This window comes from Streptomyces sp. NPDC049541, assembly GCF_044465725.1.
Taxonomy (GTDB): domain Bacteria; phylum Actinomycetota; class Actinomycetes; order Streptomycetales; family Streptomycetaceae; genus Streptomyces.
Genome location: NZ_JBITLY010000019.1, coordinates 35,492 through 51,046 on the forward strand (window position 1 = coordinate 35,492; position 15,555 = coordinate 51,046).

Consider the following 15,555-nt stretch of genomic DNA (forward strand, 5'->3'; position numbering starts at 1 on the left):
TTGCCGATTTGGAGACACAATGATCCCGTTGTCGTTCGCGCAGCGTCGGCTGTGGTTCGTGGACCGGTTCGAAGGCCCGTCGCCGACCTACAACGGCGCGTTCGCCCTGCGGCTGACCGGTGAGCTGAACACGGATGCGCTCGAGGCGGCGCTCCGCGATGTCATCGACCGGCACGAAGTCCTCCGCACGGTGATCGTCGAGGGCGACGACGGCGTCCCGCACCAGCAGGTGCTGCCCTTCGGGGAGCAGCCGTTCGACCTGCCGCTCGTCGAGGTCGCGGGGGAGGAGGAGCGGACGGCGGCGGTCGACGAGGTGGCCACCGCCACCTTCGACCTGTCCGCCGACGCTCCGATCCGCGCCAGGCTGGTGCGGTCCGGGCCGCACGAGCACACCCTCGTCGTCGTGGCGCACCACATCGCCGTGGACGGGGAGTCCTTCGGGCCGCTGTTCCGCGATCTCACCACGGCCTACACGGCCCGCATCGAGGGCGGGGCCCCGGCGTGGGAGCCGCTGCCGGTGCAGTACGCGGACTACACACTGTGGCAGCGGGACGTGCTCGGTGACGAGTCCGATCCGGGCAGCACGGCGGCACGGCAACTCGCTTACTGGCGCGAGGCGTTGGACGATCTGCCACAGCCGCTGGCCCTGCCGACGGACCGCCCGCGTCCACGGGTGATGGACCCCGCCGGCGACCGCATACCGTTCTCCATCGGCCCCGACCTGCTCGCAGCCGTGGAGAAGCTGGCCGCGGAAGCGGGCACCACCGTGTCGATGGTCATGCACTCGGCACTCGCGGTGCTCCTGCACCACCTCGGGTGCGGTGACGACGTATCCATCGGCGCGCCGATCACGGACCGCACCGACGAGGAACTGCGGGACCTCGTCGGGTTCTTCGTCAACACCTGGGTGCTGCGCGTCGACCTCTCCGGGAACCCGAGCTTCGGCCGGCTGCTGGAGCAGGTGCGGGACCGGTCCCTGGCCGCGTACGACAACCAGGACATGCCGTTCGAGCGGCTGGTGGAGCTGCTCAACCCGGACCGGTCCACCGCCTACAACCCGTTCTTCCAGGTCATGCTCTCCTGGCAGCCGCCCGTGCCGCCCATGGAACTGCCCGGCCTCGGCGTCCGGGCCGAGCGGCTCGAGACCCGGACGGCCAAGTTCGACCTGTTCTTCGACCTGATCCCGAACGGCAACGGCGGCGCGAACTGCCGTCTGGAGTACGCCACCGGCCTGTTCGACCGGGACACGGCCGAGGGCATCGCGCAGCGCTTCGTCCGCGTCCTGGGCCTGCTCGCGGCCGACTCGGAGCGCGCGATCGGCACTCTCGACGTGCTCGACGCGGCCGAGCGGGAGCGGCTGCTCACCGAGTTCAACGACACCCGCGCGGCGGCGTCCGAGTCGACGGTCCCGGAGCTGTTCGAAGCCCAGGTGGCCAGGACGCCCGACGCCCCCGCGCTCGTGTGCGACGACCGGACACTGACCTACCGGGAGCTGGACGACCGGGCGAACAGCGTCGCCTGGGAGCTGATCCGGCGCGGTGCCGGGCCGGAGGACCTGGTGGCCCTCGCGCTGCCGCGCACCGAGGACCTGGTGGCCGGCCTGCTCGGGATCCTCAAGTCCGGAGCCGGGTACGTGCCGTTGGACCCGCAGTACCTCAGCGGGCGGGCGCAGAGCGTGCTGTCCGAAGCGGCTCCCCGGTTCGCGGTCACCGACACCGCCACCTGGCAGGACCTGCCGCAGGGCGGCATGTCGTGCGTCAACCTCGACGAGCAAGCGGACTGGGAGACGTCCGCGGGGGCGCCGGACAACGCGAGCCGGATCGCACCGCTGAGCCCGGACAACCTGGCCTACGTGATGTACACCTCCGGCTCCACGGGCAAGCCGAAGGGCGCGACGATCACCCACCGGGGCGTCGTCAACGGCGTGCGGGAGCTGGTGCGCGTCCTCGACGCGCCGGCCGGTTGGCGCATGCTCGCCGGCACCTCGGTCAACTTCGACGTCTCGGTCTTCGAACTGCTGACCACCCTGACCACCGGCGGCACGGCCGAGGTGGTGGCGAACGCGCTGGCGCTCGGCGAGCGTGAGCGCTGGGACGGCCACGTGATCAGCGGGGTCCCCTCGGTGCTCGGGGAGCTGGTGGGCCAGCTGGAGCAGGCGCCCGACGTGCGCACGGTCGTCTTCGCGGGCGACGTGCTCCCGGGCCGGCTGGTGCGGCAGGTCCGTGAGGCCCTGCCCGGCGTGCAGATCGTCAACTCCTACGGGCAGAGCGAGAGTTTCTACGCCACCACGTTCTCCCTCGCGGCGTCCGAGGAGTGGGCGGACAGCGATGTCGCCCCCATCGGCACCCCGCTCGGGAACATGCGTGCCTACGTGCTGGGGCCGGGACTCGCCCCGGTCCCGCAGGGCGTGGTCGGTGAGCTGTACGTGGTCGGGACCTGCCTCGGCCGTGGCTACCACGGCCGCCCGGGCCTGACCGCCGAGCGCTATGTGGCCAGCCCGTTCGGTCCCGCCGGCGAGCGGATGTACCGCACGGGCGACCTGGCCCGCTGGAACGCGCAGGGGCAGCTGGAGTGCGTGGGCCGCGGCGACGGCCAGGTGAAGGTGCGCGGCTTCCGCATCGAGACGGCCGAGGTCGAGGCCGCGATCACCGCGCACCCCGGCATCAGCGAGGCCGTGGTGATCAGCCGGGAGGTGCCCTCGGGAGGGAAGCGGCTCGTCGCCTACGTGGTGCACACCGGCGAGGGAGCCGTCGGTGACGACGGCGCCGGCGGCATCGGCGACGTGGATGTGCAGTCCGGCGCCTCCGCCGCCGAACTGCGCAAGTTCGTCGCGGCCCGGCTGCCCGACTACATGGTGCCGTCGGCCTTCGTGGCCCTCGGCCGGCTTCCTCTCGGCCCGACCGGCAAGCTGGACCGCAAGGCGCTGCCCGAACCGGAGTTCCTCGGCGAGACCTACCGGGAGCCGCGCACCGAGGCCGAGAAGATCATCACCGCGGCGTACGCGGACGTGCTCGGAGTGGAGCGGGTCGGTGTCGACGACGACTTCTTCGCGGTGGGCGGCGACAGCCTGCGCTCCATCCAGGTGGTGGCGCGGGCCCGCGCCCGGGGCCTGGAGCTGAGCACGCGGGAGATCTTCGAGTGCCGCACGGCGGCCCGTCTCGCCGAGGTGGCCGCCACCCGCACGACCCGGGTGCCCGTGCTCGCCGAGCTGGAGGGCGGCGGGGTCGGCCCGATGCCGCTGCAGCCGGTGGCGCGGCAGGTGTTCGAGTACGGCGGCGGGATGAACCGTTTCGCCATGTCGATGGTCCTCGAACTGCCCACGGACATCGACGCCGGCGGCCTCGCCGCGACGCTGGACGCCGTGCTCGACCGGCACGACCTCCTGCGCGCGCGGCTGGTGCGCGGCGACGAGCCCTCCCTCGACGTGCGCCCGGCGGGCACCGTACGGGCCGCGGACCTGATCCACCGGGTCGACTGCGACGGCCGCTGGGACGAGCCGTCCTCGCTGCAGGCGGCCAAGGCCGAGCTGGACGCCTCGGTCGGACGGCTCGACCCGGAAGCCGGGACCATGGCGGACTTCGTCTGGTTCGCCGCGTCCTCGGGCCCGGGCAGGCTGCTCGTGGTGCTGCACCACCTGGCGGTGGACGGCGTCTCCTGGCGGATCCTCATGTCGGACCTCGCCGAGGCCTGGCAGCAGGTCCGCTCCGGCAAGGCGCCCGAGCTGCCCGCGGTCGGCACCTCGGCCCGGCGCTGGGCGTCGGCGCTCCAGGACGAGGCGTTCTCCCCTCGGCGGGAGGCGGAACTGACGTACTGGCGGGACCTGCTGGAGGCGTCGAACCCCCCGCTGGGCACACGGGTGTTCGACCCGGCAGTGGACGTGTGGTCGACGCTCGACACCGTGCGGGCGCAGCTGCCCGCCGAGGTCACCGAGGCCGTGCTGACCACACTGCCCGCGGCGTTCAAGGGCACCGGCACCGACGTACTGCTCGCCGCGCTCGCCCTCGCGGTGAACCGCTGGCGCGGTGAGGACCGCTCGACCCTGGTCCGTCTCGAGGGACACGGCCGCGAGGAGGAGGCCGTGCCCGGGGCCGACCTCTCCCGGACCGTCGGGTGGTTCACCACCATGTACCCGGCCCGGGTGGATGTGCAGGGGGTGGACCTGGCCGACGTGCTGGCGGGCGGCCCCGCCGCCGGGCGGGCGATCAAGCTGGTCAAGGAGCAGCTGCGCGGGGTCCCGGACAAGGGCCTGGGCTACGGGCTGCTGCGCTACCTGAACCCGGAGACCGCCGAGCAGCTCGCCGAGTACCCGGCGCCGCAGATCGGCTTCAACTACCTCGGCCGGATCTCCGACACCGACGTGCCCGAGCACCTGCGCGCTAACGGGTGGGGGCCGGCGTCCTGGTCCGCCGAACTGATCGCGGCGCCCGACCCGGACCTGCCCGCGCTCTCCGCGCTCGAGGTCAACTCCGTCGTCACGGACACCGCCGACGGCCCCCGGCTGCAGGCGGCCTTCATGTTCCCCACCGGGGTGCTCTCCCGGGAGCGGGCCGCCGAACTGGCCGAGCTGTGGGTCGAGGTGCTGCACGGCATGGCCGCGTACGCGGCACGCCCCGGGATCGGCGGGCTCACGCCCTCGGACGCCCCCCTGGTCTCGGTGCGCCAGGACGAGATCGAGACCTGGGAGGAGCGCTACGGCCGGCTGGTCGAGGTGTGGCCGCAGGCCCCGGGGCAGTCCGGTATCCAGTTCCAGGCGGCCCTCGCCGACGGCACCTTCGACGTCTACCACATGCAGTTCGTACTGCACCTGTCCGGGCAGGTGGACCCGGAGCGCATGCGGGCGGCCGGACAGGCGCTGCTGGAGCGGTACCCGAACCTGCGCTCCGCGTTCCTCACCGCGGCCGACGGCGATCCGGTGCAGGTCGTGGCGGAACACGTCGCCCTGCCCTGGCGGCACCTCGACCTGACCGCGCGGAGCGAGGCCGAGCAGGACGCGGCGCTCGAGGTGGCCCTCGCCGACGACCGCGCCGACCAACTCGACCCCACCCGGCCGCCGTTGATCCGCCTGGCCCTGCTCACCTGTGGGCCCGAGCAGGCGAAACTCATCATCACGGCCCATCACACCCTGTTCGACGGCTGGTCGTCGCCGTTGGTGATCACGGATCTGATCCGCCTGTACGCCGAGACCCGTGAGCTGGCTCCGGTCCGCTCCTACGGTGACTACCTGGCCTGGCTGTCCCGGCAGGACCGGGAGGCGTCCGAGGCCCGGTGGAAGGCCGAGCTGGAAGGATTCGACCAGCCGACCCTCGTGGCCGCGGGTCTGCCCTCCGAGGGGGAGGCGACCGCCCTCGGGCGGGTCGAGGTACCGCTGTCGATCGACAAGGGACGTGAACTCGCCCGGCGCGCCGCGGAACTCGGGGTCACGCTGAACACGCTCCTGCAAGGCGCGTGGGCGGTCCTGATCTCGAAACTGACCGGGCAGCAGGACGTGGTGTTCGGTGCCGCCGTCAACGGCCGCCCCGCGGACCTGACCGGCTCGGACGAGATGGTCGGCCTGTTCATCAACTCCCTGCCGACCAGGGCCATGTGCCGAGCGGACCAGAGCCTGGCCGACGTCATCACGGACCTGCAGAACCGGCAGATCGGCCTGCTCGACCACCACTACTACGGCCTCGCCGACATCCAGCGCGGTGTCGGCCTGCCCGCCCTGTTCGACACGATCGTGGTGTTCGAGAACTACCCGATCGACCGCGAGGGCATGGTGGAGGCGAACACCTCGGCCGGCTTCACGATCGATGCCATCCGGCCGTTCGCGGGCTCGCACTACCCGCTCACCCTCAACTCCTCCGACCCCTACCTGCGGCTCTCCCTCGACTACCAGCGCAACCTCTACGACCGTGCCTCGGCCGAGGTGATCGCCGCGCGGCTCGTCCGGGTGCTGGAGCAGGTGCTCCAGGATCCGTCGGTGCCGGTGGGTGCCGTGGAGGTGCTCGGCGAGGACGAGCGGGACTGGCTGGTGCGCCAGGTCAACGACACGGCGCACCCGGTGACCGCGGACACCCTGCCGGCCGCGTTCGAGGCCCAGGTGGAGCGTGACCCGGACCGGGTGGCGCTGATCGGTGAGCAGGAGACGCTGAGCTACGGGGAGTTCAACCGGCGTGCGAACCGGCTGGCGCACTGGCTGGTGGAGCAGGGTGCCGGTCCCGAGCGGCTGGTCGCGGTGAAGATCCCCCGCTCCGTCGACCTGCTCGTGGCGCTCTACGCGGTGGTGAAGGCGGGCGCGGCCTATGTGCCGGTGGACCCGGAGCTGCCCGAGGACCGGGTGCGGCACGTACTGGACAGCGCCAAGCCGCTGCTGGTCCTCGACGAGAACCTTCCGGACGTCTCCGCGTACCCGGAGACCGACCCGCAGCGTGCGCTGTCCCCGGACCACGCCGCGTACGTCATCTTCACCTCCGGTTCCACGGGCGGCCCCAAGGGCGTGCAGGTGGCGCACCGGTCCATCATGAACCGGCTGCAGTGGGGCCTGGCCCACTTCGACGTCGGGGCCGAGGACCGGGTGCTGCTCAGCACGACGGCGAGCTTCGACGTGTCGGTGCCGGAGCTGTTCGCGCCGCTGCAGGTCGGGGCCGCCGTGGTCATCGCGCGTCCGGACGGGCGCCGGGACCCGGCCTACCTCGCCGACCTGATCCAGCGCGAGCGGGTGACCGGCGCGGACTTCGTGCCCTCCCTGCTGGAGGCGTTCGTCGCCGAGCCGGCGGCCAAGGAGTGCACCAGCCTGCGCTGGATCGAGGTCGCGGGCGAGGCGTTCCCGCCCGCACTGGCCAACAAGGCGGCCGGCGTGCTGCCGGACTGCGGGGTGCACAACCTCTACGGGCCCACCGAGGCATCCGTCGAGGTCACGGCATGGCAGCACGTGCCGGGTGCGGACCGGGTGCCGATCGGCGCCCCGATCTGGAACACCCAGGTGTACGTGCTCGACGCGGCGCTGCGTCCGGTCGCGCCCGGGGTCGCCGGTGAGCTGTACCTGGCCGGTACCGGGCTCGCCCGGGGCTACCTGGGACAGCCCGGGCTGACCGCGGGCCGGTTCGTGGCCTGCCCCTTCGGCGAGCCGGGGACCCGGATGTACCGCACCGGTGACCTGGTGCGGTGGAACACCGGCGGCCAGGTCGAGTACATCGGCCGGACCGACTTCCAGGTCAAGGTGCGCGGCTTCCGCATCGAGCTCGGCGAGATCGAGCAGGCGCTGGCCGCACACCCGCACGTCGACAGCGCGGTGGCCGTGGTGCGCGAGGACCGCGCCGACGACCAGCGACTGGTCGCGTACGTGGTGCCGGTCAAGGGCACGGATCCGGCCGGACTCGACCTCACGGCCCTGACGGGCCAGGTCCGGGAGCACCTGCCGGAGTACATGGTCCCCTCGGCGATCGTGCCGCTGGACGAGCTGCCCATGACACCGAGCGGAAAGCTCGACCGCAAGGCGCTGCCGGCACCGGACTACACCGAGGCCGACACCGGGCGCGGGCCGCGCAACCAGACCGAGGAAGTCCTGTGCCGGCTGTTCGCGGACCTGCTCGGCCTGGAGGAGGTCGGTATCGACCTCGACTTCTTCAGCCGCGGCGGGCATTCGCTGCTGGCCACCCGACTGGTCGGCCGCATCCGCAACGAGCTGAACGCCGAGGTGAAGGTCACGACGGTGTTCCGCAATCCGACCGTCGCCCAGCTGGCGGTTCAGATCGAGGAACAGGCCACGTCGAACCGCCCCCGGCTGCGTCCCCGGCTGGGCCAGATGACCGTTGAGGAGACGCGTCGATGATCCCCCTGTCCTTCGCCCAGCGCCGGCTGTGGTTCCTGCACCGTCTGGAAGGCCCGTCCGCGACCTACAACATCCCGTTCGTGCTGCGCCTGGACGGGCCGCTGGACACGGCGGCCCTGGCCGCGGCGGTCGCGGATGTCGTCACCCGGCACGAGAGCCTGCGCACCCTGGTCGCCGAGAACGCGGACGGCACGCCGGAGCAGCGGATCCTGCCTCCCGAGGAGGCGGCTGCGCCGTTCTCGGTGACCGACGTGGCCGCGGACGCGGTGGACGCCGCGCTGCAGCAGGCCGCGTGCGAGGGCTTCGACCTGGACACGGAACTGCCCCTGCGGACCACCGTGCTCCGCGTCGGTCCGCAGGAGCACGTGCTGGTGTTCGTGTTCCACCACATCGCCGCGGACGGGGCCTCGATGGCGCCGTTCCTGCGGGATCTGCTGTCGGCGTACTCGGCCCGTCACCGGGGCGAGGCGCCGCAGTGGCCGCCGCTTCCGGTGCAGTACAAGGACTACACACTGTGGCAGCGGGAGCTGCTGGGCGACGAGGAGGACCCGGAGAGCATCGCCGCCGCGCAGCTGGAGTACTGGCGGGGGGAACTGGCCGGGGTGCCGCAGCCGGTGCAGCTGCCGCTGGACAGGCCGCGGCCGACGGCGGCCGGCCACGACGGCGGCCATGTCGACTTCGAACTGGACGCGGACCTGCTGGCCGGGATCGGGAAGCTGGCCGCGGAGCGCGGCGGCACGGCGCCGATGGTCGCGCAGGCCGTGCTCGCGGTGCTCCTGCACCACGTCGGCGCCGGCAACGACCTGACGATCGGCAGCCCGATCGAGGGACGCGCCGATGAGCAACTCGACGATCTGATCGGGTTCTTCGCCAACACCTGGGTGCTGCGCGTCGACCTGTCCGGCAACCCGTCGTTCGGCCAGCTGCTGGAGCAGGTGCGCGACCGGGCCCTGGCCGCGTACGACAACCAGGACGTCCCGTTCGAGCGGCTGGTGGAGCTGCTGAGTCCCGAGCGCACCACCGCGTACCAGCCGCTGTTCCAGGTGATGCTGGCCTGGCAGTTCGAGTGGTCGCAGATCGAGATACCGGATCTGCGGGTCACCCCCGTCCCGGCGGGCACCGGTACCGCGAAGTTCGACCTGTTCTTCAACATCGTCCCGGCCCCGTCCGGCGGCGCGTACGGCCGGCTGGAGTACGCGACGGAACTGTTCGACCACGCCACCGCCGAGAGCCTCGTCGACCGCTATGTGCGTGTGCTGCGGCAGGTGGTCGCCGATCCCGGGACGCGGCTCGGCGGGGTGGACGTGCTCACCGGGGCCGAGCGGGACCGGCTGGCACAGCTGAACGACACCACGGCACCGGTGCCCGGAGCGACGGTGCCGGAGCTGGTCGCCGCCCAGGTGGCGAAGACACCGGACGCGACGGCGGTGGTGTCCGGGCAGACCGAACTGTCGTACCGGGAGCTGGATGCCCGCGCCGACCGGCTGGCCGCGGCCCTGCGGGACCGCGGTGTGGGACCGGACGTCCTGGTCGCTGTGGCACTGCCGCGCTCGGCGGACCTGGTGGTCGCGCTGCTCGCGGTGCTCAAGGCCGGCGGCGCCTACCTGCCGGTCGACCCCCACTACCCGGCCGCGCGCGTCGACCTCCTGCTCAGCGCGGCCGATCCTGCCCTGGTCCTGACCGACTACGCGGCGGCGGCGACCGTGGCCAAGTGCCGGACGCCGGTGCTTCACCTCGATGACCTGTGCCTGGACGACCGCGCCGTCGAAGCCCCGGACGTCCGGATCGACCCGGACAACCTGGCCTACGTGATGTTCACCTCGGGCTCGACCGGGACGCCCAAGGGTGTCGCCGTCACCCATGCCGGCGTGGTCAACGGCGTGCGGGACCTGCGCCGGATCGTGCACGTCGAGGCGGGTTCCCGGATGCTCGCCGCGACCTCGGTGAACTTCGACGTCTCCGTGTTCGAGATCTTCACCGCGCTCACCGCCGGAGCGAGCGTCGAGATCGTCCGTGACGTACTCGAACTCGCGGAGCGCGGCCGCTGGTCCGGCACCACCATCAGCGCCGTGCCCGCGGTGTTCTCCGCGCTGCTGGACCAGGACGTCGAACTCGACGTGCGAACCGTCGTCTTCGCCGGTGAGGCACTCTCGGCCGACCTGGTCCACAAGGTGCACAAGGCCTTCCCCGACGTCCGTGTCATCAACGCCTACGGGCAGACGGAGAGCTTCTACGCCTCCACCTTCACGCTCCCGAAGGAGTGGACCGAAACCGGCGCGATTCCGGTCGGACAGCCCCTGGCCAACATGCGCGCCTACGTCCTGGGGCCGGAGCTGACTCCGCTCCCGCCGGGTGTGGTCGGCGAACTGTACGTCGGCGGCCTGCTCGCCCGCGGTTACCACCACGACGGTGCGGCGACCGCGGGGCGGTTCGTCCCCTGCCCCTTCGGTCCCGCCGGCGCCCGCATGTACCGCACCGGTGACCTGGCCCAGTGGGACCACGACGGCCGGCTGAAGTACGCGGGACGGGCCGACACCCAGACGAAGATCAACGGCATCCGCCTCGATCCGACCGAGATCGAGACCGTCCTCGCCCAGCACCCCGCGATCGGTCAGGCAGCGGTCATGGTCCGCGAGGACCACACCGGCAGCAGACGACTCGTCGGTTATGTGGCGCCGGTGGGGAACGCCGGTGTTCCGGTGGCGGAGCTGCGGCGGTTCGTCGCCGAGCGGCTGCCGGACTACATGGTGCCCGCCGTGTTCACGGTGCTGGACCGGCTCCCGCTCAACGCGAACGGCAAGCTGGACCGGGCCGCGTTGCCCGAGCCGGAGTTCACCGGCGCCGCGTACCGGGCGCCGCGCACCGAGGCGGAGCGGATCCTGGCCGAGGTCTACGCCGACGTGCTCGACGCCGGACAGGTGGGCATCGACGACGACTTCTTCACCAGCGGCGGGGACAGCATCCGGTCGATCCAGGTCGTCGCGCGGGCCAAGACGCGCGGCGTCGTGGTCAGTACGCGGGAGATCTTCGAGCACCGCACGGTCGCCCGGCTCGCGGAGCTGGTCGAGGGCCGGCAGGAAGAGGAGCGCGTCACTCTGGCCGAGCTGCCGGGCGGCGGCGTGGGCTGGGCCCCGCTGCCGCCGACGGCGGCCAACGTCCTCGCGCTCGGCGGTGGCATCGGCCGGTTCTGCATGTCCGCGATGCTGACCCTGCCCGCGGACATCGACCGTACGGGCCTGCTCGCGACGTTGCAGGCCGTACTGGACCGGCACGACGTGCTGCGCTCCCGGCTCGACCGGGCACAGCCGGGCCTGCGGATGGAGCCGGCCGGCCTGGTGGACGCCGGCGCCCTGGTACGGGAAGTCCCCTACGGCGACGCCGATGTGCAGGCTGAACTGGACGCGGCCGCGGACCGCCTGGACCCGGACGCGGGCGTCATGGCGCAGTTCGTGTGGTTCACCTCCGGCACGGACGCGGACCCGGAAACGGAGACAGACCCGCAACGGCTGCTGATCGTGCTGCACCACCTGGTCGTCGACGGGGTGTCCTGGCGGATCCTGCTGCCGGACCTGGTGTCCGCCTGGCAGCGGGTCCGCGACGGTCACCCCTCGGCACAGCCCGCGGTGGGCACCTCGCTGCGCCGGTGGGCGCACGCCCTGGCCGCCGAGGCGGCCACCCCCGAGCGGGTGGCCGAACTGCCCGTCTGGCAGGAGATCCTGCGCGCAGAGGAGCCCGTGCTGGGCACGCGGGAGCTGGACCCCGCGCGCGATGTCACGGCCAGCGTCGACACGGTACGCGTCCAGGTGCCCGCGGACGTCACCCAGGCCCTGCTGACCACGCTGCCCGCGGTCTTCCGCGGCGGTGTCGACGACGGGCTGCTGGCCGGACTGGCACTGGCACTGGCCCGCTGGCGCGAGACGCGTGGTGTCTCGGCGTCCCCGGCGCTGGTGCGGCTGGAGGGACACGGCCGCGAGGAGCACCTGGTGCCCGGCGCGGACCTGTCGGGCACGATCGGCTGGTTCACCGCGATGTACCCGGTGCGCCTGGACCTGGCGGGCCTCGACGTGGCCGACGCGTTCGCCGCCGGTGCGGCCGCCGGGCGGGCCGTCAAGGCCGTCAAGGAACAGCTGCGGGCGGTGCCGGACAACGGCATGGGCTACGGCCTGCTGCGCCACCTCAACGAGGAGACCGCCGCCGAGCTGGCCGGACAGCGCATGCCGCAGATCGGGTTCAACTACCTGGGCCGCTCCTCCGGCGCGGACATCCCCGAGGAACTGCGGGGCCTGGGCTGGGCACCGGACAGCACGCACCGGGACCTGATCGCCTCGCCCGACGCGGACATGCCGGTGCTGTCGGCGCTGGAGATCAACGCGGTGGCCGCCGGTGACGAGCTGACCGCCTACTTCGGCTTCCCGACCGGGGTCCTGACCCGCGCGGAGGTGACCGAGCTGGCCGGGCTGTGGGTCGAGGCACTGACCGCCCTGGCCCGGCACGCCACGACCCCCGAAGCCGGCGGGCTGACCCCGAGCGACGCACCCCTGGTCCGGGTGAGCCAGGAGGAGATCGACACCTGGGAGGCGCAGTTCGGCAGGCTGGCCAAGGTGTGGCCGACCACCCCGGTGCAGTCCGGGATGCTCTTCCACACGATGCTGGCCGCGTCCTCGTTCGACGCCTACCACATGCAGCTGGTGTTCCACCTGTCCGGCGAGGTCGACCCGGAGCGGATGCACCGGGCGGCCCAGGCCCTGCTGGGGCGCCATGCCGGCCTTCGTGCGGCGTTCGTCGACCGGGCGGACGGCGAGGTGGTGCAGGTGGTGCCGGAGACGGTGTCCCTGCCGTGGCAGTACCTCGACCTGACCGCCGCCGGCGAGGCGGAGCGGACCGAGCGGTTCGAGGCGTTCCTCGCCGAGGACCGGGCCGCCCACTTCGACGTGGCCGCCCCGCCGCTGATCCGGATGGCCCTCGCCGTCCTCGAACACGGCCGCGCCGAACTCGTGATGACCGCCCACCACGTGCTGATCGACGGCTGGTCCATGCCCCTGCTGATGCAGGACCTGCTGCTGCTCTACGCCTCCGGCGGCGACCCGGCCGCTCTGGCCGCGCCCCGGGACTTCGGCGATTTCCTGTCCTGGCGCGCCCGGCAGGACGAGAAGGAGTCCGCACGGGTGTGGGCGGCCGAGCTCGACGGCGTCGAGGAGCCGACCCTGCTCGCCCCCGGCTCCGAAGGCGCGGGCGAGGGCGTCGACCAGGTCGAGATCGCGCTCCCGGCCGACGAGGCACGCGCACTGGGCCGGCGTGCCGTCGAGCTGGGCGTCACCGTCAACACCCTGGTCCAGAGCGCCTGGGCCCTGCTGCTCGGCCATCTCACCGGCCGCCAGGACGTGGTGTTCGGCGCCACCGTCTCCGGGCGCCCGCCCGCGGTGACGGACGTCGACTCGATGGTCGGGATGTTCATCAACACCCTTCCCGTACGCGTCGAGTACGCGCCCGGCGACACCCTCGCCGAGGTCCTCACCCGGCTGCAGAACCGGCAGGCCGGTCTCATGGACCACCACTACTACGGGCTCACGGAGATCCAGCAGTCCGTCGGCCTGCAGTCCCTCTTCGACACCCTGGTGGTCTTCGAGTCGTACCCGGTCGACCGTGAGGGCATCAGCGCCGCCTCCGACGCCGCGGACGGGATCACCTTCACCGGCCTGCGCGCCTCGACGGCCACCAACTACCCGCTGACCCTGATGGCGGCGGTCGACCCGCACCTCCAGCTCTTCCTCCAGTACACGAAGGGCGTCCTCGACCGGGACACGGTGGAGGTGCTCGCGGCCCGCCTGCTGCGCGTCCTGCGGCAGCTGGCGGCCACCCCCGAGCTGAAGGTCGCGCAGGTCGACATCCTGGATCCGGCCGAACGCGAGCGGCTGCTGGCCGAGTTCAACGACACGGCCGTCCCGACTCCCGACGTCACGATCACCGGGCTCGTGCAGGCACAGGCGGCGCGGACCCCGGACGAGGTCGCCGTGGTCGCCGAGGGCGAGTCGCTCACCTACCGCGAGCTGGAGGCCCGGGCGGGCCGCCTGGCGCGCGAACTGGCCGGACGCGGAGTGGGCCCGGAGTCGGTGGTCGCGGTGTCGCTGCCGCGGTCGGCGGACCTGGTGGTCGCCCTGCTCGCGGTCCTGAAGGCGGGCGGTGCGTATCTGCCGGTCGACCCCAAGTACCCCAGCCATCGCCTGGCGGCCATTTTCGAGGAGGCGCGGCCGCGCCTCGTCCTGACGGACTCCGCGACGGTCGCGGTACTGCCGAAGCACGCGGCCCCGGACGTCTTCCTCGACACGCTCGACCTGTCGAAAGACGGCACCGGCCTCGAACTGACGCTCCACGCGGGGCAGTTGGCGTACGTGATGTACACCTCGGGTTCCACCGGCAAGCCCAAGGGTGTCGCCATCACCCATGCCAACGTGGTCAACGGCGTGCTGCGGCTCGCCTCCCGCGTGGGCATGGAGCCGGGCAAGCGGATCCTTGCGGGCACATCGGTCAACTTCGACGTCTCGGCGTTCGAGATCTTCACGACCCTCGCCGCCGGCGGCGTCGTCGAAGTGGTCCGGGACGTCTTGGTCCTGGGCGAGCGGAAGGGCTGGAGCGGCGGCGTCATCTCCACCGTGCCGTCCGCCTTCGCCGAACTCGTCGACCAGATCTCCGACCGCACCAGCGTGGAGACGGTCGTCTTCGCCGGCGAGGCACTGCCCGCGTCGCTCGTCGAGAAGACACGGGACGCCTTCCCGGGCGTACGGGTCGTCAACGCCTACGGTCAGAGCGAGTCGTTCTACGCCACCACCTTCACCGTCCCCGGCGACACCCGGGGCTGGGCGGGCACCGCGCCCGTCGGCACCCCGCTCGGGAACATGCGGGCCTACGTCCTCGGCCCCGGCCTCGCTCCGGTGCCGCCGGGCACGGTCGGTGAGCTGTACGTCGGCGGGAACGTGGGCCGCGGTTACCACGGCCGCGCCGCACTGACCGCCGAGCGCTTCGTGGCCGACCCGTTCGGCCCGTCCGGCTCGCGCATGTACCGCACCGGTGACCTCGCCCGCTGGAACGGCGAGGGCCAACTGGAGTACGAGGGCCGGGGAGACACGCAGGTCAAGGTGCGCGGCTTCCGTGTCGAGCCCGGCGAGGTCGAGGCCGCGCTCCTCGCGCACCCCGGGGTCGCGCAGGCCGCCGTCATCGCCCGCGAGGGGCGTGGCAGCGGCGCGGGCAAGCAGCTGGTCGCGTATGCCGTGCCCGCTGCCACCGGCGACGGCACGACGGAGGACCGCGCCGGCCTGGAGACGAGGGAGCTGCACGGCTTCGTCTCTGAGCGGCTCCCGGACTTCATGGTGCCGGCCGCCTTCATGGTCCTCGACCGGCTGCCGCTCACCCCGAACGGCAAGCTGGACCGGGCCGCGTTGCCCGAGCCGGAGTACACCGGCGCCGCCTACCGGGCGCCCCGCACCCCCCGCGAGGAGACCCTGGCCGGGCTCTTCGCCGAGGTGCTCGGCATGGACCGGGTCGGCATCGACGACGGGTTCTTCGAGCTCGGCGGGCACTCCCTGCTCGCCACCCGGCTGATCAGCCGCGCCCGCGCCGAGCTGGGGATCGAGATACCCATCCGCAAGATCTTCGACCTGCCCACGGTGGCCGCGCTCGCCGCCTGGTCGGAGCAGTCGGCGGCCCCCCGGCGCCCCAGTCTCCGCCAGATGATCGTCAAGGAGTGA

Annotated in this window: 2 protein-coding genes; both read left to right on the forward strand. The window is 72.5% G+C overall.

Translation table 11 applies throughout. The features are described from left to right. The first annotated feature begins 19 nt into the window (after window positions 1-19). Window positions 20-7,813, forward strand: coding sequence for an amino acid adenylation domain-containing protein (locus ACIBW9_RS40740; protein WP_398963364.1), 7,794 nt, complete (start codon window positions 20-22; stop codon window positions 7,811-7,813). Then, window positions 7,810-15,555 carry an amino acid adenylation domain-containing protein gene (locus ACIBW9_RS40745; protein ID WP_398963367.1) on the forward strand — a complete coding sequence of 2,582 codons (7,746 nt, stop codon included), beginning with the start codon at window positions 7,810-7,812 and terminating at the stop codon, window positions 15,553-15,555. The genes ACIBW9_RS40740 and ACIBW9_RS40745 overlap by 4 nt, the downstream gene beginning before the upstream one ends.